The organism is Streptomyces sp. ME19-01-6 (assembly GCF_033793745.1).
In the GTDB taxonomy this organism is placed as follows: domain Bacteria; phylum Actinomycetota; class Actinomycetes; order Streptomycetales; family Streptomycetaceae; genus Streptomyces.
In genome coordinates this window covers 22700-41558 of record NZ_JARAXF010000039.1, presented here as the reverse complement: position 1 = coordinate 41558, position 18859 = coordinate 22700, and the positions used below count along the sequence as shown (strand labels likewise).

Sequence of the window (18859 nt, the reverse complement as noted above, 5' to 3'; positions counted from 1 at the left end):
GCGGCGATTGTATGGCCGCCCTCACCCGGCCGGGCCCGGCAGGGACTGTTCGGCCCAGATCGTCTTGCCGGCGGGGCCGTGCCGGGTGCCCCAGCTCCGGGCGAGCTGAGCCACCAGCAGCAGCCCCCGGCCGCCCTCGTCGAACACGCGTGCCCGGCGCAGATGCGGGGCGGTGTTGCTGCCGTCGGAGACCTCGCAGATGAGCGCGCGGTCGTGGATCAGGCGCAGCTGGATGGGCCCTTGGGCGTGCCGGATGGCGTTGGTGACCAGCTCACTGACCACCAGTTCGGTGGTGAAGACCGCCTCGTCCAGGCCCCAGGCCAGCAGCTGGCCGGTGGCGTGCTTACGGGCCCGGGCCACGACGGCCGGATCCGCGGGCAGGTCCCAGGTGGCCACCTGGCTCGCGTCCAGCGCCCGGGTGCGGGCCACCAGCAGGGCCACATCGTCGGCAGGGCGGCCGCCGGGCACCAGCGTGCTCAGCACCGTGCCGCACAGGTCGTCCAGGGACCCGGCGGGCCGGGAGAGCACCGTGCGCAGCGTGTCCACCGCCTCGTCGACATCGCGGTCGGGGGCCTGGATCAGACCGTTGGTGTAGAGGGACAGGAGGCTGCCCTCCTCCAGTTCGACCTCGCGGGACTCGAAGGGCAGGCTGCCCAGGCCCAGCGGCGGCCCGCTGGGCAGGTCGAGGTATTCGGCGGTGCCGTCGGGCCGGGTCAGCAGGGGCGGCGGATGGCCGGCGCGGGCGAGAGTGCAGCGCCGCGAGACCGGGTCGTACACCGCGTACAGGCAGGTGGCGCCGACGTCCCCGGCGGCCCGCGCCGCGTCGGCGCCCGGCTCGCCCTCCGTCTCGGCCGACAGCCGGTTGACGAGGTCGTCGAGGTGGGTGAGCAGCTCGTCGGGGGGCAGTTCGACATCGGCCAGCGTACGCACCGCCGTCCGCAGCCGGCCCATGGCGGCGGACGCCTGGAAGCCGTGCCCGACCACATCGCCCACCACCAGCGCGACCCGGGCGCCGGACAGCGGAATCACATCGAACCAGTCGCCCCCGACCCCCGCCCGCGACCCGGCGGGCAGATAGCGGCAGGCGGTCTCGACCGCCGCGTGGCGTGGCAGCGTCCGCGGCAGCAGGCTGCGCTGCAGGGCCAGGGCGGCCGCGCGCTGGCGGGTGTAGCGGTGGGCGTTGTCGATGCACACCGCGGCCCTGGCGGTGATCTCCTCGGCGAGCAGCAGATCGTCCTCCTCGAACGGCTCCGGGCGCCGGTGGCGGGCGAAGGCGGCCACGCCCAGCGTCGTTCCGCGGGCGCGCAGCGGGACGGCGATCGTGGAGTGGAAGCCGAATTCGCGCAGCCTCGCGGCCCGCGCGGGATCGCCCTGCTCCCACCGGGCGATGGTCTCGGGTGTCACCTTCGTCAGCACCCCCCGCCCCGCGGCCAGGCACTCGGCCGCGGGCGAGTGCTCCGGGTAGACGGCCAGCTCGCCCAGCGCGATCACTGTGTCCGGCTTGCCTTCGAGCGCCGACTGCGCGGCGACACGGCGCAGTACGAGGGTGCCGGGCACCGGGCCGGGGGGTGGCTCGTCGCCGCCGGGGTGGATCGAGGGGAGCAGATCCACCACGGCGAAGTCTGCGAACTCCGGGGCGGCCACATCGGTCAGCTCCTGCGCGGTGCGCACGATGTCCAGCGTGGAGCCAATCCGGACACTGGCCTCGTTGAGCCGCGCCAGCCGCCGCTGCGTCTCGTACTGCACGGTGACGTCGTGGCCCGACAGGATCACGCCCAGCACCCGGCCGTCATCGCCGCGCAGCGGGGCCAGCGAGCTCGACCAGGCCGCCTTGCCATGCGACGGCGGGAGGCTCAGATACTGCGGCAGGCCCGTCTCGAGCACCTGGCGCGCCAGCCGTTCGATCTCGGCGCCGCGCGTGTCGGCCACGATCTCCGAGATGCGCAGCCCGCGCATCTCGTCCTGACCGAGGTCCAGCGTGCCTTCCAGGTCCGCGTTCGCCCAGCGCAGCAGCAGCCGGGTGTCGAAGACCGCCATCGTGCACGGCCCCTGGAAGAAGGAGGCCCGGATCAGCTCGTCGTCGGCGGCGGCCGGCGCCGTCCGGTCCAGCGGGGAGACGAGCAGCCACTCGGCCCCGCCGTCCGCCGTCGCCCTGCGGCGCGCCAGCAGGCCGACCCGCAGCGGACGGCCGTCGCGGTGGCGCAGCGTCAGCTCCCCGCTCCACCTGGTCAGCCGCTCCGGGAGGCCGGGGAGGTCCCCGGCCGCTCCGTCGGCGAGCAGCCGGGAAGCGGGCCTGCCCACCACCGCCGTGTCCGGGTGGCCGAGGAGCCTGCGGGCCCCCTCGCTCCACCCGGTGACGATGCCTCGCTCATCGATGGTGGCTCTGGCTGTGGACGCCTCGTCAACGAGGTCGTCGGACCGGACGGGCTGGTCCCGTGCGGTGTCCGGTCGCCTCATGTTCGTTCATCTCACGCTGCCTGGTACATCCGGCTGGGGTCATGACATCAGGCGCGCACCGCCGTGCCCAGATGGAAGAGCGCCTGGATACTCACATCTTCAATCATCTTCCAGTATGGCATCGGCCCGCTGCGCGGCGACCCGGAACCGGTGGGCCCGTGCGCCTCCACCCCGTGGACGCCGCGGCGCGCGGGCTGCGGGCGGGGGATGTGGCGCGGGTGCGCAGCGCCGTGGGCGGTCTGCTGGCCGGGGACCGTCCGCCCCCGAGGTGGCCACCTGCGTCCACGGCAACCCCAACGCGCTGACCCGCGACATCGGCACCTCGCGGCTGGCCCAGTCCAGGCGCACCTCCCTCCGCGGCGGCCCGGAGGTACTGTGGGAGAACGACACTTCTCGCGTAGCGGCCCCGCCTGGCGGCGCGGGCAGTGGCGCGACTAGTGGTGTGCGCAGTGGCGAGGGCGGACGGCCGTGGATCTCGAAGCGACGAAGGAGCGGGTCCTCGACGCGGCCGAGGAGCTCTACTACGGCCGCGGCGTACAGACGGTCGGCATGGACGCGGTGCGGACCGCCTCGGGCGTCTCCCTCAAGCGGCTCTACCAGCTCTACCCCTCCAAGGCCGTCCTGGTCGAGGCGTATATGCGGCGCCGCGACGCCCGCCTGCTGCACGGGCTCGCGCAGTACGTCGAGGCGGTGCCGGGGCCACCCGAGGAGCGGGTGTCGGCGATCTTCGACTGGCTGTACGAGTGGTTCATCGAGCCCGACTACCGGGGCTGCGCCTTCATCAACTCCTACGGCGAGCTCGGCGCCACCGCACCGGAGGTCGCCGCGGCCGCCCGCGTCCACAAGGACGCCTTCCAGCGGTATGTGGCCGGCCTCGTCGCCGCCGCGGGCCTGCCCGCCCCGCTGGCCGCCCACCTCATCCTGCTGGCCGAGGGCGCGATCACCATGGCCGCCCTGTCCGGCTCCCCCGAACCGGCCCGCCAGGCCCGCGAGGCGGCCAAGGTGCTGATGGACGCCGCCCGTGCCTGACGCGCGGGCGGCGTGAGAGTCGGAGGCGTCAGCCCGCCGCGATCGCGGGGTCGCTGATCCCCGCCCGCCCCGTCTCGACATGGCCCGCCAGACGGCGCAGGAAGCCGCGGTCGTGGCCGGAGGCGACCGACAGGTCGTACCACTGGTGACTGCGGCGCAGGTCCGCCGTGTGGACGGCGTGCGCACCGGGCCGCAGCCGGTAAGCGGCCGGTGCGGCCTCGCCGTACGCGTGGGTCACGGTCAGCGTCACGGTCGTGGCGCCCTCGTTGGTGAGGGTCAGCCGCACCTGCCCCGTCTTCCGGTCGTGGCGCGCGCTCACCTCGGGCCCCCGGAGGCCGGCGGCGGTGTGGCCCGTGAAGCGCCGCAGGAAGCCTCCGGGCCCGTGGACCGTGAAGTCGTAGGCCCCCTGCTCCCGCTCCGTGGTGTGCCAGCTGCCGGACAGCCGCTTCCCCGCCTCGACCGTGTAGCCCCAGGGGCCGTCGGCGTCGGTGGCGGAAGTGACGTGGAAGTGCGCGCCTGTTCGGCCCGGGTTGGCGAAGCCGATCCGTAGGCCGCCGTCGGTGGCCGTGGCGTCGGCGGCCAGGTCGTACGGCAGCGGCCTGGCGCGGCGGGTGCCGTGCTCCTGCCCGGGGAGCGAGCCGTGCGCCGGGGGCTTGGGCGCGTAGTCGGGGTGGCGCTCGCGGTCCGGGGGCAGGTAGCCGCTGGTATCCGGGAAGGCCGGGACGTGGGTGTCGGTCCGCGCGAAGTCGAACGCCGCGGTCAGGTCGCCGCACACCGCCCGCCGCCACGGCGAGATGTTCGGCTCGGCCACCTTGAAGCGCCGCTCGATGAACCGGACGATCGAGGTGTGGTCGAACGTCTGGGAGCAGACCCAGCCGCCGGTGCTCCACGGCGACACGACGAGCATCGGCACCCGCTGCCCCAGGCCGTAGGGGCCCGCGACCTTCGACGAGGAGCCCGGGAACAGCTCCCCGGCGGTCGTGGCGGTCGACGCCCCCCGCCCCGGGGCGGACGGCGGGTACGGCGGCATGAGGTGGTCGAAGAAGCCGTCGTTCTCGTCGTAGGTGATGAGCAGCGCGGTCCTGCTCCACACCTCCGGGTTCGAGGTCAGCGCGTCCAGTACCTGGGCTATGTACCAGGCGCCGTAGTTCGGCGGCCAGTTGGGGTGCTCACTGAAGGCTTCGGGCGCCGCGATCCAGGAGACCTGCGGGAGCCTGCCGGCCTTGACGTCGGCCCGCAGGATGTCGAAGAAGCCGTCCCCCTTCTTGGCGTCGGTGCCGGTGCGGGCCTTGTCGTAGAGCGGGTCGCCGGGCGCGGCGCCGCGGTACGGCGTGAAGTACAGCAGCGAGTTGTCGCCGTAGTTGCCCCGGTAGGCGTCCTCGATCCAGCCCCAGCTGCCCGCGGCGTCGAGGCCGTCGCCGATGTCCTGGTAGATCTTCCAGGAGATCCCGGCCTTCTCCAGACGCTCGGGGTACGTCGTCCAGGAGTAGCCGGCCTCCGCGTTGTCGAGGACCGGACCGCCGCCGACGCCGTCGTTGCCCGTGTAGCCGGTCCACATGTAGTAGCGGTTGGGGTCGGTGGAGCCGATGATCGAGCAGTGGTACGCGTCGCAGATGGTGAAGGCGTCGGCCAGCGCGTAGTGGAACGGGATGTCCTCACGGGTGAGGTACGCCATGGTGGTGGCGGTCTTGGCCGGCACCCAGTTGTCGTAGGCGCCCTGGTTGAAGGCGGCCTGACCGCCGTTCCAGTCGTGGTTGAGACCCTTGAGGAACTGCAGGCCGAGGTCTTTCGCGTCAGGCCGGAAGGGCAGCACGTCCTTCGCGCCGTCCGACTGGTACCACACCGGCTTGCCGCTGGGGAGGGACACGGGGTGCGGGTCGCCGAATCCCCGTACCCCGCGCAGGGTGCCGAAGTAGTGGTCGAAGGAGCGGTTCTCCTGCATCAGGATCACGATGTGTTCCACGTCCCGCAGGGTGCCGGTGCGGCGGTCCGCGGGGATCTCCGCGGCCCGCGCGATGCTGTCGGACAGCAGGGACATGGCGGCGGCGCCGCCGCCGGCCAGCTGCATGAAACGTCGACGGTCCAGGGAAGACATGAACGGCCACTCTCCTCGGCGTCCGGGTGGAGCAGGGGGCCGGGGCAGTGTCGTCCGCCCGGCGGGACCGCGCCGCGGCGGGCGGCGGAATCCGCGGAGAAGCCTAGGTGAACGCCGACCGCCGGAGGGGCGTTGTCGGTGGGGCGCAGTAGGGTTTTCGGGCAAGGACGGAAGACCCGGCGCGGCGCCGCGCCGGGGCGGCACGGGGGATGCATGGCAGCGGCGGTTATCAGGGTCCCGGAGAGCGAGTCGGATCCGGCGATCACCCATGAGGCGACGCGGCGGTCGCTGAGCGAGGCGGGCCTGCCGGGCGGCAGCGACCTGATGCGGTTCCGGCCGCTGGCCGAGGGCCGGCCGGTGCCGGTCCCGCGGCTGCTCGCCGACTCGGCCGACCCGGCCCGACTCGACGGCCACATCAGCGGCCTGCTGGCCATCGGCCACCTCCTCGTCGAGGACGGGGAGGCCGACCACATCGTGCTGGACGGGGCCACGGGGCGCGTCTTCAGCATGTACCTCTTCGAGAAGAGACCCGACCTCATCGAGGTCCTTCCCCTGGCGCCCTCCCTGGAGGCCCTCACCCGGTTCCTCGAAGCCGCCGCCGAACTGACCGGGCTCCACGGCCGGTTCGCCCACTTCGCCGGGCGCTTCGGCGCGCGTGCGGTGGCGGACGCCTCCGCGCTGTTCCTGTCGCTCCTCGACACCGGGGACGGCGGGGATTGGGACGGCGGCTGGGGCAGCGCGGGCGACCGGGAGGACTGGGAGCACGCCCTTCCCGCGCTCTGGCGCGTCGTCGCGCTCGTACGGCCGCTGGCGCTGATCGCCGGACCGGGCGGCGGGCTGCTGCTCGACCTGCCCGAAGGGCTGTTGGAGGAGGAGTTCGCGCCGGAAGGAGTGGTGCGCTTCGACGAGGCCGAGCTGCCCGCCGCCCTCGTCCACGAGCCGACCCGGCGCTTCCTCACCCGCACCGGACTGCCCAAGGACGGCCCGATGTTCCTGCTGGACACCGAGGCCCCGCTGCTGCCCACGCTCGCCCGATGCCGTGCGGAGAGCGAGCGGGGCGAGCAGCTCTACGCCTTCCCCGAGGACATGGCCGTCGCCCCCGACCGGCTCATCCGCCTGGGGTATCTCGTCGATGACGCTTACGTCGTCATCGACGCGGACACCGGAGCCCTCCACGCCTGGTACGTCTCCGACGCCGCCCTGCGCCCGCTGAACGCCGACGTCTCCACGCTGGCCTTCACGGTGTGGATGCTGCGTCGCGAGGAAGAGATCGACCAAGAACACGACCTGACCGCCGACATGTACCACCCGCTGGCCGGCACCATGGCGGCCGTGCTCGCCTCGGTGGACCCGGTGGCCTGCCGTCCGACGGGCGAGGCCGACGACTGGCGCTACTGGCCGGAGGTCTTCCACGACGAGGCGGGCGGCGTGCTGTAGCAGGGGAAGCCCGCGACGTGCGACACACGCGTGCGTCGCGTCAGCCGTGTTCAACGAGAGGGAGAGTGAGCCCCCGGTGCCCAACGAAGACGACCTCTGCTTCCTGCCCGCTCTGGACCTCGCCGGCCTGCTGCGCCGCCGCGAGGTGTCCGCACGTGAGGTGGTGCTGGCCCACCTCGACCGGATCGATCGGGTCAACCCGGCGGTCAACGCGATCGTGACCCTCGTCGCGGACCGCGCGCTCGACGCCGCCAAGGCGGCCGACGAGCGGCTCGCGGCCGGGACGGACCCGGCCGCGCCGGGCCCCCTGCACGGCCTGCCGATCGCCCACAAGGACACCCACAACACCGCGGGCATCCGCACCAGTCACGGATCGCGGCTCGCCGACGGCGTACCCGAGCGGGACGACCTGATCATCGAGCGGATCAAGGCCGCCGGGGCGATCACCGTCGGCAAGACCAACGTGCCCGAGTTCGCGGCCGGCTCACACACCTTCAACCCCCTCTTCGGCGCCACCCACAACCCGTACGACCTGGGCCGCAGCGCCGGCGGCAGCAGCGGCGGCGCGGCGGCCGCGCTGGCCTGTGGCATGGTCCCGGTCGCGGACGGCAGCGACACCGGCGGCTCGCTGCGCAACCCGGCCTCGTTCTGCAACGTCGTGGGCCTGCGCCCCTCGCCCGGCCGCGTCCCCACGTGGCCCGCCGCGGCCGCCTGGAACACGCTCCCGGTCAAGGGCCCCATGGCCCGTACGGTGAGCGACGCCGCGCTGCTGCTGTCCGTCATGGCGGGGCCCGACCCGCGCTCGCCCATCTCCCTGGAGGAGCCCGGCGCCCGCTTCGCCCGCCCGCTCGACCGCGATCTGCGCGGACTGCGGGTGGCCTGGTCGCCGGATCTGGGCGGGCTGGTCCCGGTGGAGCCGGCCGTGGCCCGCGCCGTCGAGTCGGCGGTGAAGGTGTTCGAGAGCCTCGGGTGTGTGGTGGATGAGGCCTGCCCGGACCTCGTCGAGGGCGAGGAGGTGTTCCGCACGCTGCGCGCCTGGCTCTTCGAGATCTCCTTCGGTCCCCTGATGGACCGCTACCCCGAGGACCACCCCGACGCGCTGAAGCGGACCATCCGGGAGAACACCGAGGAGGGGCGCCGGCTCACCGGGCCCGCCCTCGGCCGGGCCGAGGTGGCGCACGCCAGGCTCTTCCACCGGGTGCGCGAGTTCTTCGAGCGGTACGACGTGCTGCTGCTGCCGGTCAGCCAGGTGGCGCCGTTCGATGTGACGGCGGAATACCCGACCGAGGTGGCCGGCGTGCCCATGGCGGACTACCTGGACTGGATGCGCTCGGCCTACCTGATCACCTCGACCGGCAGCCCCGCGCTGTCCGTACCGGCCGGGTTCACCCCCGAGGGGCTGCCGGTCGGCCTGCAGATCGTCGGACCGCACCGGGCGGACTTCGCCGTCCTCCAGATCGGCCACGCCTTCGAGCAGGCCACCCAGCACTGGCGGCGCCGCCCGCCGATCGTGGGCTAGTCTCCCCGCCCGCGGAAGGCCGGGTGGCCGCCCAGGCGGCGCACATAGGAGCGAAGCCGGTCGTACCGGGAGTCGTGCCGGGAGAGGAGGGGCGCGGCGGCGGAGTGGACCAGCGCCACCCACAGATCCACATCCGCCGCGGTCAACTCCTCGCCCAGAACGTACGCCCCCGACCTCAGCCGGCGGTCGAGCAGATCGAGCGCCGCGAGCGAGGTCTCCCGCTGGGCGGCCTGGGCGAGGTCCGCCTCGATGAGCTCCCCGATGGCGTCGATGTCCGCGGCGAGGGCCGGGGGTCGCAGCCGGGGGAGGTGAGCGCGGTCCGGCTCGCTCAAGTGGTCGGCGATGTCGCGGAGGATGTCGGGCGTGTGGTTGCTGACGACGCGCCCGCTCCACCGGTCGCACAGCGCGGGCACGGTCAGCGGACCGTCGTAGCGGTGCCAGGTGGCTTCGTACGCCCCGCGCAGGCTCCCGGCGGCGGCCGGGGAGGGGAGGAGGACGGTGGTGACCGAGTCGCCCAGCCGGAGCAGGTCCAGGGTGATGGAGACGCGCAGTGAGCGCGGACAGCCCGGGGAGAGGAACACCTGATAGCGGTGGGGCGCCGGATAGTAGCCGCCGGCGACGTCGACGCCGATGCGGCTGCGGAAGGTGCGGCCGGGGCGGCGGTCGAGCAGTACCGCCGGGCCTGAACTGCGCGGAATCGTCTCGGACATGGCTCTCCCAATGCGTGATGGAGCCCCCGTGGCCTGTTCGGCGCGGGTGGCGGATGGCGTGGAGGAGGTGAACGGGAGGAGGAGAGCCGGGCGTCCCGTCGCATCCGGCCCGGGTTCGGTGGCCGCTCTCCGAAGGATGTCGCCGACAGGTCTCCGTTGACCGGTCTCGATCGGACTCTAGGTCAGGTCGGACTGCAGGCGGTGCAGACGCGCAACAAGTCGATGTGCAGGCGCCGGGTCAGGGAGCGAGGGCGGGGCGGGAGCGTCGGCTGGAGAAGCCGCCGGGCTTCCCCGCTTGTGCCGACAGTCCAGGGCATCTCCACCGGTCCCATCATCGAGGCTCGCGAGTCGCGAGACCGTCGCCATCAGTGTCGTGGTGCGCCGCGAGGCCGTCAAGACGCAGGTTGACGGCGGCTCATGGCGACGCCGCCGAGCGGCCCCGGCACTGACAACCGGAGGTTCCTCGCCCGTCGACGGACGGCGTCGCGATCCGCGACGCCGTTCCGTTGATGTCTGGCGTTGATGTCCCGATGACGTCTTGCTGACGTCTCGTCTTCTCCCTCCCCAGGAAGCAGGACGCCGTGACACGCGTCCCTCATGCCGTCCGTACCGCCGACGAAGCTTCCTGCGATCGCCGAAGGCTTCGGCAGTGGCTTGCCGGACACGCCCGTGCAAAAGGGGTGTCTCGCCGCCATCTGCTCACGCTGCTCGCCGCAGCGTCGGCGGCTGCCACCCTCCCGCCGCCGCCGGTGCCGGAATCGTCAAGCCGCTGCCGGACACGTGGTTCACCGTGCGTGGCACCAACGCCGAGACCAGGTGGGAGGCGCTGCGCGAGACCGGCTACCACCCGCCCGTCGACCGCTTCTGGGCGGTCGAGGTCGGTCTCGACGACCTGCGCGCGCTGCCCGCGGTCAGCCACTCGGCGTTCGTCGAGTGCGCGGGCAACGGGCGCTCGTTCTACGCCACCCAGCAGGGCGAGACCGTCTCCGGCACCGCGTGGACCCTGGGCGCCGCCGGGGTCGCATGGTGGCGCGGGGCGCGGCTGGCGGAGGTGTTGCGGCGGGCCGGGATCACCCGGGGCGCGGTGGACGTGATGCCGCGTGGCCTGGCGGCCGGCCCGCCGGCACGACGCCCCGCCCCGCGACGGCTGGGTGCGCTGGAGCGTCCCGTGGCGGCCCGCCACGCCGGGCTCCGCCGAACTGCTCGCGCGCGCCACGGACACCGCCGGCCGCACCCAGCCGGAGCGCGCGGCGTACAACACCCAGGGCTACTTCTTCGACGCGGTCGTCCGCCACCCCGTCACCGTCGTGTGAGCCGACCGCGCCCGCCGCGGGGCTGTGCGAACGGGATCGCGGCGGTCCAGTATGCGGCACGCGGTTGACGTGGCGCGCGATCTCCTGCTGAATGATGGGCATGACTGCCCAGCAGCGTTTGGTCACCCGCGGCCACATCGACTTCGGTCGGGTGTGGTCCGCGGCGTGTTGCGCCTGACTCGGCAGCGGTCCGCCCAAGCGGTCCGCCTCCGCTCGTGACCGTCGCCGTCCGAGCTCTCGCATCGCGCGTCGTCCCCGTAGGCGAGCACTGACTCGCGCGCGGACGGCGCCGTGACCCCGTACGCGCGCCGCCGCGCCCGGGCGATCCGTGTTCTGCCGCATCCCCCATATCCCTGTTCCGCCGCTGTTCCGGCCGGAATCCAGGGCGGCCGTGGGCTACCCGCGTCCGCTCCTCGTCCCCCTCCCCGAAAGGCCACCCCCATGTCCGCGGAAAGCCTCAGTCCGGCCCGGGAGCACGGATGACCTCCGTCGCGCAACCGCCGCCCTCTCAGCTGAAACCGCCCGAGCTGACGGTCGTCCAAGTCCCGGTGCCGACCCGCGCGTGCGGCCGTTGCTGCACGAACTGGGCGCGGAGTACTCGACCCGCTACGGCAAGGACGCCCACGCCGAGCTCTCCCGCTACCCCGACGAGGAGTTCACCGCGCCCCACGGCGGGGTGCTGCTGCTGTTGCTGGAGCACGGCGAGCCCGTCGCGGGCGGGGCCTTCCGCCGGTACGACCAGAACACGGCCGAGCTGAAGCGGATCTGGACGCACTCCGCGCACCGGCGGCGCGGTCTCGCCCGCCGGGTCGTGGCCGAGTTGGAGCGCGAGGCGAGCGCCCGGGGCTACCGGCGGATCCACCTGACCACCGGGCCGCGCCAGCCCGAGGCCCGCGGGCTGTACCTGGCCAGCGGCTACGCGCCGCTGTTCGACACCGAGGCCGACCCGGAGACCATCGGCCCGCTCCCGTTCGAGAAGCGCCTCACGGACCCGACCCGCACCGACCGGACCCGCACAGACCAGGCCCGCACCGACCACGCCCGCACCGACCACGACGACCTGGCCTCGCTGAAGGTCGTGCCCACCCGCCACTACGGCCGCTGGGCCGCCGCCGTCGCCGTCCTGGTCCTCACCGTCCAGTTCCTCCACGGGCTGGTCACCAACCCCGTCTGGCAGTGGCAGGTCTTCGGCGCATACGTGCTGTCCGAGACCATCGTCACCGCTGTGGGGGTGACACTGCAGCTCACCGCCTACTCGATGCTGCTCGGCTTCGCCCTCGGCACGGTGCTGGCGTTCATGCGGCTGTCGGCCAGCCCCGTGCTGCGGACCGTGGCCTGGACGTATGTCTGGATCTTCCGCTCCATCCCGATGATCGTCCAGCTGGTGTTCTGGTTCAACCTCGGCGCCCTGTACCGGGAGTTGGGCATCGGCATTCCCTTCGGCCCGGTGTTCTGGTCCGTCAGTAGCAACGACCTGATCGGGACCATCGGCGCGGCCCTCATCGGCCTGTCGCTCCACCAGGCGGCCTACTGCGCGGAGATCGTCCGCGGCGGTGTCCTGTCCGTCGACCAGGGCCAGCTGGAGGCCGCGGCGGCCCTCGGCATCCCCAAGCTGCGGCAGATCCGGCGGATCGTCCTGCCGCAGGCCATGCGGGCCATCCTGCCCACCGCGGGCAGCGAGATCATCAGCCTGCTCAAGGGCACCTCGGTGGTGTACGTGATGGCCATCGGCGAGCTCTTCTACCAGGTCAAGGTCATCTACGGGCGCAACGGCATGGTGATTCCGCTGCTGATGGTCGCCACCGCCTGGTATGTGTTCCTGACTTCCGTGCTCTCGGTCGCGCAGTACTACGTCGAGCGCCACTTCGCCCGGGGCGCCGAGCGCACCCCGCCCCCCACCCCGCTCCAGCGCGCCCGGCGCTTGGTGGCGAATCTGCGGGCCGCGGCCGCACAGCGCCGCCGGCCGGCCGCGCCTCTGGGAGGCGGTCATGAGTGAGGTGATGGTGGAGGTGCGCGGGGTCCACAAGAGCTTCGGGCCGCTGGAGGTGTTGCGCGGCGTGGACCTCCAGGTGCGCGCCGGTGAGGTCACCGTGATCCTCGGCCCGTCCGGATCGGGGAAGTCCACGCTGCTGCGCACCATCAACCACCTGGAGAAGGTCAACCGCGGCTGGATCAGCATCGACGGCGAGCTGATCGGCTACCGCAGGTCGGGGAACCGGCTGTACGAGCTGAAGGAGCGGGAGGTCCTGCGGCAGCGCACCCATATCGGAGCGACACCTACCTGGCGCTCGCCTCCGGCCGGATCGAGCTTTTCCTCGGCCCCAACCCGACCGCCGCCTACCATGTGGCCTCCGCCGGGCAGACCGAGATCGTCGGCACTTACTCCGGCGTTGGTGCCACTCTCCAGGGCCTCATCGCGGCCACCACCAAGAAGGACAACGGACTGGTCAAAGCGTTGAACTCGGCCCTCGACGAGATCATCGACAACGGCACCTACGCGAAGGTGCTGAAGCGCTGGGGCCTGTCGGCCGAGGCCATCGAGAAGTCGGAGATCAACCCGCCGGGCCTGCCCAAGACCAACAAGTGACCGAACCGGGGCGCGGGGCCGCACGGCTCCCGCGCCCCACGACGTCCCACCGCGGCGATGTCCACGAGCCGGGTCAGGCAGCCGCAGGGTGCGCGTGAGCGCAGCGCACGAAGAGCTGGTGAAGGTCGCGGGCGGCGCGGGGGACAGACCCGGCCAGGCGGCGCTGGATGACGAGGAGCACCTCGGTTCCGTCCTCCGCGAGCGGCCGGAAGGTGATCGCGCCGCAGCGCTCCAGCGGGTCACCGATGACGCTGAAGTCCGGCAGCACCGTGGCCCCCAAACCCTCGGCGACCATCAACTTGCCCATCTCGGCGCCGTCGGTGGAGTACGAGAAGGACGGCGTCCGCCCGTCGAGCAACCGGTGGACATAGCGGTGCATGACATACCCGGACCGCATGACGATCAGCGGCTCCGCCAGCAGATCGGCCGCCCCGACCGACTCCAGGGCGGCCAGCGGGCTGTCCGGGCGGACGCACACCACCGGGCGTCCGCACAGCAGCTCGGTGGTCTCGAAGCCGGGCGGCATGTCGTCACCCCGCAGGTAGTTCACCAGCCCCAGGTCGAACGAGCCCTCCAGCAGGCCCCGATGGATCTCGGCCTGCTGCGCCCCGACCACCTCGACCTGTGTCCCCGGATGCGTCTCGCGGAACTTCCGTACGCTCGGTATGAGAAGCGGGACGGTCGCCGCGTTGACCGTGCCGACCCGGACCATGCGGCTGATGCGATGCTGGTCGTCGGCCGCGCTGCGCAGCCGGTCCACCGCGTCCAGCACGCTCATGATGTGCGGCAGCAGCTCACGTCCCTCATCGCTGATCTTCGCCCCGGAACGTTTGCGCTCCAAGAGATCGACGCCGAGTTCCCGCTCCAGATTCCGGACGGTCTCGCTCAGCGCCGGCTGGGACAGATGCAGTTCCTCGGCGGCCCGGCGGAGCGAGCCGACCCTGGTGACCGCGGCGATGTATTCCAGCTGTTCGATTCGCACCACAGCAGAATGCCCGCCCGGGGGAGGGCATTCAAGGGGATCCCTATCACCGCCTCGTGATTACCGACTCACCACATCGCGGCGGTCCCGGGTAATCTCGGATGCGAGGCGCACGTATTTCCGCAGGACAGCGCCCGTGTCCGCGATATGGAATCACACCCGGGCCCCTTGACCGCCCGGACTCCCCGTTGGTTGGATCGGAGACATGAAGCGACAGGATCTCACGCGGCGACGTCACGTCGACCTTCTGCGTGTCTCCAGCGCCTTCTGTCGCTGTCGCGTCTGAGCGGACCCCGACGGCCGCCACGCGGCCTGCCGCGCTCCTTCTCCGAAATCTCCCCGGCCGGGCCGGTGATCGGACGGTTCGCGTCTCGCGCCCCCTCATGAAAACCGGTCGCGGACAATTTCGCCGGTGCGCCGGCGCGATCTCGCTGCCGTCATTTCGGCACGCCTGAATTCACCGCAACCGGCCGCCGCGCGGAAATCGAACGGCACCCGCACGAAACGCCGTGCGTCGATTCACCCTGCCCGCACGGCATTTCACTCACTCGAGCCCCATGCCCGCACCGCCCACCGAAGGGTCCTTCATGGCCACCGTCCTGTCCGTCTCCGGAAGCCCCTCCGCCACCTCCCGCACCGCCCGGCTGCTGCGCCACCTGGACGCCCGGCTGGCGGCCCACGGGCATGAGGTGATCCCGCTGGACGTCCGCACCATCCCCGCCGAAGCGCTGCTCGGGGCCGACTTCCAGCACCCCGCCATCGCCCGGGCCACGGCCCTCTTCGCCCGCGCGGACGGGGTCGTGATCGGCACCCCCGTCTACAAGGCCGCCTACTCCGGCCTGCTGAAGTCCCTGCTGGACCTGCTCCCGCAGTACGCCCTCGAAGGCAAGACCGTGCTCCCGCTGGCCACGGGTGGCACCACCGCCCACGTCCTGGCCATCGACTACGCGCTGCGGCCGGTGCTCAGCTCCATGGGCGCCGGGCACATCGTCCAGGGGTGGTTCACCCTCGACAAGGACATCGAGACGGGCGAGGACGGCACCCTGACCCTCGCCCCCGGCTCCGCCGAGCCCCTGCGACACGTCGTCGACCGGTTCTCCGCCGCCCTCGGCGGTCGTACGACCCTGCTGGCGGCCACCGGATGAGCGCCGTCCCCGTGATCGCCGACGACGCCGAGGCCCTGGCCGTCGCCGCCGGCCTGGCCGCCCGGTTCCGCGAGGGCGCCGCCGAGCGGGACGCGCGGCGACGGCTCCCGCGCGCCGAACTGGAGTGGCTGTCCGCCTCGGGGCTGCTCGCCGTGACGGTGCCCGCCGAGTACGGCGGGGCGGACGTCCGCCAAGAGACGCTCGCCGAGGTCTTCCGGCTGCTCGCCTCCGCCGACGCCAGCCTCGCCCAGATCCCGCAGAGCCACTTCGTCTACGTCAATGTGCTGCGCCGTCAGGGCACCGCGGGCCAGAAGAACTTCTTCTTCCGCGAGGTGCTGGCGGGCAGGCGGTTCGGCAACGCGCAGTCCGAGGCGGGCACCCGGCACGTCCAGGACATCCGCACCCGCCTGGAGCCCGGCCCGGGCGCCCCCGGCTCGTACCTGCTGACCGGCGTCAAGCACTACTCCACCGGTGCCCTGTTCGCCGACTGGATTCCCGTGCTCGCCCGGGCCGCGGAGGACGACAAACTGCACGTCGCCTACGTACCGAGGGATGCCCCCGGGGTGACGGTGGTGGACGACTGGGACGGCATGGGCCAGCGCACCACCGCCAGCGGCACCGTCCGGCTGGAGGCCGTGCCCGTCCCCGCCGACCGGGTCGTCCCGCACCACCTGACCTTCGAGGGTCCGCAACTGCACGGTGCCGTAGCCCAGTTGCTGCACACCGCCATCGACGCGGGGATCGCCGCCGGGGCCCTCGCGGAGGCCGTGGAGTTCGTCCGCACGAAGAGCCGTCCTTGGTTCGAGAGCGGCTTCGAGACGGCCGCCGAGGACCCGCTGCTGATCCAGCGGTTCGGCGAGCTGGCGATCCAGGTACGGGCCGCCGAAGCGCTGCTCACCGTGGCCGCGCGGTCGGTGGACACGGCGCGGGCGGACCTGAATGACGACACGGCCGCCGAGGCGTCGATCGCGGTGGCCGCGGCGAAGGTGTCGGCGGCGAACGCCGCCGTGGAGGTGGGCAGCGCCCTCTTCGAGGTCTCCGGTACCCGGTCGGCACTGGACACCCTGGGCCTCCACCGCCACTGGCGGGACGCGCGCACCCACACCCTGCACGACCCGCCGCGCTGGAAGGTCCAGCACATCGGCCGCTACGTCCTGAACGGCACCAGGCCACCCCGCCACAGCCTGCTCTGAACACCACGCCCCCGATCCCTCGCACCACCTGAACGGAGTTCCTCACATGAGTCTCACCTTCCACTGGTTTCTGCCCACCAATGGCGACAGCCGTCATGTCGTCGGTGGTGGCCATGGCACCCCGGTCACCGCGGCCGGTGGTGACCGTCCGCCGACGGTCGGTTATCTCTCCCAGATCGCCCGTGCCGCGGAGGACTTGGGGTTCGTGGGGGCGCTGACGCCGACCGGCGCGTGGTGCGAGGACGCGTGGCTGGCCACGGCCATGGTCAGCCAGCGCACCGAGCGGCTGAAGTTCCTGGTCGCCTTCCGGCCCGGGTTCCTCTCGCCCACCTTCGCCGCGCAGATGGCCTCGACCTATCAGCGGCAGACCGGCGGGCGGCTGCTGCTCAACGTGGTCACCGGCGGGGAGAGCCGGGAGCAGCGCGCGTACGGCGACTTCCTGGACAAGGACGCCCGGTACGCCCGTACCGGAGAGTTCCTGGGCATCGTGCGGGACTTGTGGGACGGAAAGACCGTGGATGTGGCCGGTGAGCATCTGCGGGTGGAGGAGGCGAAGCTGGCCCGGCTGCCCGACCCGGTGCCGGAGGTGTACTTCGGTGGTTCTTCGCCGGCGGCGGGGGTGGTGGCGGCCCGGCACGCGGATGTGTACCTGACCTGGGGTGAGCCGCCCGGTGCGGTGGCGGAGAAGATCGCCTGGGTGCGGGGGCTGGCGGCGAAGGAGGGGCGGAGCCCGCGGTTCGGCATCCGGCTGCATGTCATCACCCGGGACACGGCCGAGCAGGCGTGGGCGGAGGCGGGGCGGCTGCTGGACGGCTTCGACGAGGCAACCGTACGGGCGGTGCAGGAGGGCCTGGGCCGCAGTGAGTCCGAGGGGCAGCGGCGGATGCTCGCGCTGCACGGCGGCGGACGCGACGGCCTGGAGATCCACCCCAACCTGTGGGCCGGTATCGGGCTGGTGCGCGGCGGCGCGGGGACCGCGCTGGTGGGCAGCCACGCCGAGGTCGCCGAGCGGATCGCGGAGTATCACGCGCTGGGTGTCGACGAGTTCATCCTGTCGGGATATCCGCATCTGGAAGAGGCGTACTGGTTCGGCGAGGGCGTACTGCCCCTCCTGCGGGAGCGGGGCCTTTGGAACCACCCCTTCCGAGGCGCGGAGCCACTCGCCGCCCAGATCCCCTTCGCCGCCTCGGGGAGCTCCTGATGGCCCATGTGATCACCAGCGACACCGAAGCGATCGAGACCGCCACCAAGCTGGCCGCCTCGTTCGCCCGCGCGTCCGCGCTGCGGGACGCCGAACGCGTCCTGCCGCGCGCCGAACTCGACGAGCTGTCCCAGTCCGGACTGCTGGGCATCACCGTGCCCCGCGGCCACGGCGGCGCGGAGGTCGGCGCGGGCACCCTCGGCGAGGTCGTACGGCTGCTGTCGGCGGCCGACTCCAGCATCGGGCAGATCCCGCAGAACCACTTCTTCTTCGTGGAGGTGCTCAAGGAGAACGGGACGCCACGACAGCACGACTTCTTCTACGCCGAGCTGCTCGCCGGGCGCAGGTTCGGCAACGCCCTGGCCGAGAAGGGCACCAAGCACGCCCTGGAGTTCGCCACCAGACTGGTACCCGACCCGTCCGGCGGCTACCGGCTGACCGGCGTCAAGAACTACGCCACCGGCGCGCTGTTCGCCCACTGGGTCCCGGTCTTCGCCCTGGGCCCGGACGACCGGCTCACCGCCGCCTTCCTGCCGAGCGACGCACCCGGCGTCACCGTCGTCGACGACTGGGACGGCATCGGCCAGCGCACCACCGCCAGTGGCACCGTGCGGCTCGAGGACGTGCACGTGCCCGAGGACCGGGTCGTGCCGCACCACCTCACCTTCGAGCGGCCCGAAGTGTTCGGCGCCTTCGGTCAGTTCATCCACGCCGCCGTCGACGCCGGAATCGCCCGCGCCGCACTGGAGGAGGGCGGGGAGCTGATCCGCACCGTCGCCAGACCCTGGGGCGAGTCCGGGGTCGACCGGGCGAGCGAGGAGCCGCTGGTCATCCAGAAGTTCGGCGAACTGACCTTGCTCGTACGGTCCGCCGAGGCCCTGCTGGAGCGGGCCGGAGCCGCCCTCGACGCGGCCCGCCGCGCCCCCGCCGACGAACACCTCGCCACCGAGGCGTCCCTGGCCGTCACCGCCGCCCGCGCCCAGGCCGACACGGCGGCCGTCACCGTCTCCAGCGAGGTGTTCGCGCTGATCGGCACCCGCTCCGCGCTGCGCGGCGGCAACCTCGACCGGCACTGGCGCAACGCCCGCACCCACACCCTCCACGACCCGCGCCGCTGGAAGATCCAGCACCTCGGCAACCACGCCCTCAACGGCGTCACCCCGCCCGCCAACGGCATCATCTGAGGAAACC

Annotated in this window: 13 protein-coding genes and 4 pseudogenes; 13 read left to right on the top strand and 4 right to left on the bottom strand. The window is 72.5% G+C overall.

Annotated features, from left to right (window positions below; genetic code table 11):
• Positions 1–21: 21 nt before the first annotated feature.
• Positions 22–2457, bottom strand: coding sequence for a SpoIIE family protein phosphatase (locus PV419_RS45680; RefSeq protein WP_319699273.1), 2436 nt, complete (start codon positions 2455–2457; stop codon positions 22–24).
• 468 nt (positions 2458–2925) lie between these two features.
• Between PV419_RS45680 and PV419_RS45675 the strand changes: the two genes are divergently transcribed.
• Complete coding sequence (locus tag PV419_RS45675) at positions 2926–3486, top strand: TetR/AcrR family transcriptional regulator (RefSeq protein ID WP_319699272.1); 561 nt, start codon at positions 2926–2928, stop codon at positions 3484–3486.
• 28 nt (positions 3487–3514) lie between these two features.
• Here PV419_RS45675 and PV419_RS45670 read toward each other — a convergent pair whose 3' ends face one another.
• Entirely contained in the window at positions 3515–5581 is a 2067-nt protein-coding gene (locus PV419_RS45670; RefSeq protein WP_319699270.1) for a phosphocholine-specific phospholipase C, read from the bottom strand.
• Positions 5582–5719: 138 nt separating this feature from the next.
• Between PV419_RS45670 and PV419_RS45665 the strand changes: the two genes are divergently transcribed.
• The gene (locus PV419_RS45665) at positions 5720–7018 is read left to right on the top strand and encodes an SUKH-4 family immunity protein (protein WP_319699267.1); all 1299 of its coding nucleotides are present in this window, start codon (positions 5720–5722) and stop codon (positions 7016–7018) included.
• Positions 7019–7094: 76 nt separating this feature from the next.
• Positions 7095–8537, top strand: a complete 1443-nt coding sequence (locus PV419_RS45660) for an amidase (protein WP_319699265.1) — start codon at positions 7095–7097, stop codon at positions 8535–8537.
• On the opposite strand, the gene PV419_RS45655 is transcribed toward PV419_RS45660, so the two are convergent.
• Complete coding sequence (locus PV419_RS45655) at positions 8534–9247, bottom strand: glutathione S-transferase C-terminal domain-containing protein (RefSeq protein WP_319699264.1); 714 nt, start codon at positions 9245–9247, stop codon at positions 8534–8536. The two genes, PV419_RS45660 and PV419_RS45655, sit on opposite strands and share 4 nt — an antisense overlap.
• 581 nt (positions 9248–9828) lie before the next feature.
• Between PV419_RS45655 and PV419_RS45650 the strand changes: the two are divergent.
• The 5 genes and pseudogenes from PV419_RS45650 to PV419_RS45630 all read left to right on the top strand — a co-directional run.
• Positions 9829–10560: pseudogene (locus tag PV419_RS45650) on the top strand (molybdopterin-dependent oxidoreductase).
• A gap of 328 nt (positions 10561–10888) precedes the next feature.
• Positions 10889–11491: pseudogene (locus PV419_RS45645) on the top strand (GNAT family N-acetyltransferase); the annotation flags it as partial.
• 129 nt (positions 11492–11620) lie between these two features.
• Positions 11621–12556: an amino acid ABC transporter permease gene (locus tag PV419_RS45640; protein WP_319699365.1), complete on the top strand. Its 936-nt coding sequence runs from the start codon at positions 11621–11623 to the stop codon at positions 12554–12556.
• Positions 12549–12830: pseudogene (locus PV419_RS45635) on the top strand (ATP-binding cassette domain-containing protein); the annotation flags it as partial. The gene PV419_RS45640 and the pseudogene PV419_RS45635, both read left to right, overlap by 8 nt.
• Positions 12830–13147 (top strand): annotated as a pseudogene (locus PV419_RS45630) (ABC transporter substrate-binding protein); the annotation flags it as partial. The pseudogenes PV419_RS45635 and PV419_RS45630, both read left to right, overlap by 1 nt.
• 73 nt (positions 13148–13220) lie before the next feature.
• On the opposite strand, the gene PV419_RS45625 reads toward PV419_RS45630, so the two are convergent.
• Positions 13221–14129 (bottom strand): LysR family transcriptional regulator, encoded by a 909-nt coding sequence (locus PV419_RS45625; protein WP_319699262.1) that lies wholly within the window; start codon positions 14127–14129, stop codon positions 13221–13223.
• 205 nt (positions 14130–14334) lie between these two features.
• On the opposite strand from PV419_RS45625, the gene PV419_RS53595 reads away from it, so the two are divergent.
• The 5 genes from PV419_RS53595 to PV419_RS45605 all read left to right on the top strand — a co-directional run bounded on the left by PV419_RS53595 (position 14335) and on the right by PV419_RS45605 (position 18852).
• Complete coding sequence (locus PV419_RS53595; RefSeq protein WP_415925521.1) at positions 14335–14415, top strand: putative leader peptide; 81 nt, start codon at positions 14335–14337, stop codon at positions 14413–14415.
• 301 nt (positions 14416–14716) lie between these two features.
• Positions 14717–15274: an NADPH-dependent FMN reductase gene (gene ssuE, locus PV419_RS45620; RefSeq protein WP_319699363.1), complete on the top strand. Its 558-nt coding sequence runs from the start codon at positions 14717–14719 to the stop codon at positions 15272–15274.
• Positions 15271–16467: an SfnB family sulfur acquisition oxidoreductase gene (locus PV419_RS45615; RefSeq protein ID WP_319699260.1), complete on the top strand. Its 1197-nt coding sequence runs from the start codon at positions 15271–15273 to the stop codon at positions 16465–16467. Before ssuE ends, PV419_RS45615 begins: the two co-directional genes overlap by 4 nt.
• A 46-nt stretch (positions 16468–16513) precedes the next feature.
• Positions 16514–17668: an LLM class flavin-dependent oxidoreductase gene (locus PV419_RS45610; protein WP_319699258.1), complete on the top strand. Its 1155-nt coding sequence runs from the start codon at positions 16514–16516 to the stop codon at positions 17666–17668.
• Positions 17668–18852, top strand: coding sequence for an SfnB family sulfur acquisition oxidoreductase (locus PV419_RS45605; protein ID WP_319699256.1), 1185 nt, complete (start codon positions 17668–17670; stop codon positions 18850–18852). Before PV419_RS45610 ends, PV419_RS45605 begins: the two co-directional genes overlap by 1 nt.
• Positions 18853–18859: the final 7 nt, after the last annotated feature.

Coding starts and splice junctions, on each gene's coding strand:
- PV419_RS45655 (WP_319699264.1), bottom strand. CDS start 9,247: ATGTCCGAGACGATTCCGCGCAGTTCAGGCCCGGCGGTACTGCTCGAC.
- ssuE (WP_319699363.1), top strand. CDS start 14,717: ATGGCCACCGTCCTGTCCGTCTCCGGAAGCCCCTCCGCCACCTCCCGC.
- PV419_RS45670 (WP_319699270.1), bottom strand. CDS start 5,581: ATGTCTTCCCTGGACCGTCGACGTTTCATGCAGCTGGCCGGCGGCGGC.
- PV419_RS45680 (WP_319699273.1), bottom strand. CDS start 2,457: ATGAGGCGACCGGACACCGCACGGGACCAGCCCGTCCGGTCCGACGAC.
- PV419_RS53595 (WP_415925521.1), top strand. CDS start 14,335: ATGAAGCGACAGGATCTCACGCGGCGACGTCACGTCGACCTTCTGCGT.
- PV419_RS45615 (WP_319699260.1), top strand. CDS start 15,271: ATGAGCGCCGTCCCCGTGATCGCCGACGACGCCGAGGCCCTGGCCGTC.
- PV419_RS45605 (WP_319699256.1), top strand. CDS start 17,668: ATGGCCCATGTGATCACCAGCGACACCGAAGCGATCGAGACCGCCACC.
- PV419_RS45610 (WP_319699258.1), top strand. CDS start 16,514: ATGAGTCTCACCTTCCACTGGTTTCTGCCCACCAATGGCGACAGCCGT.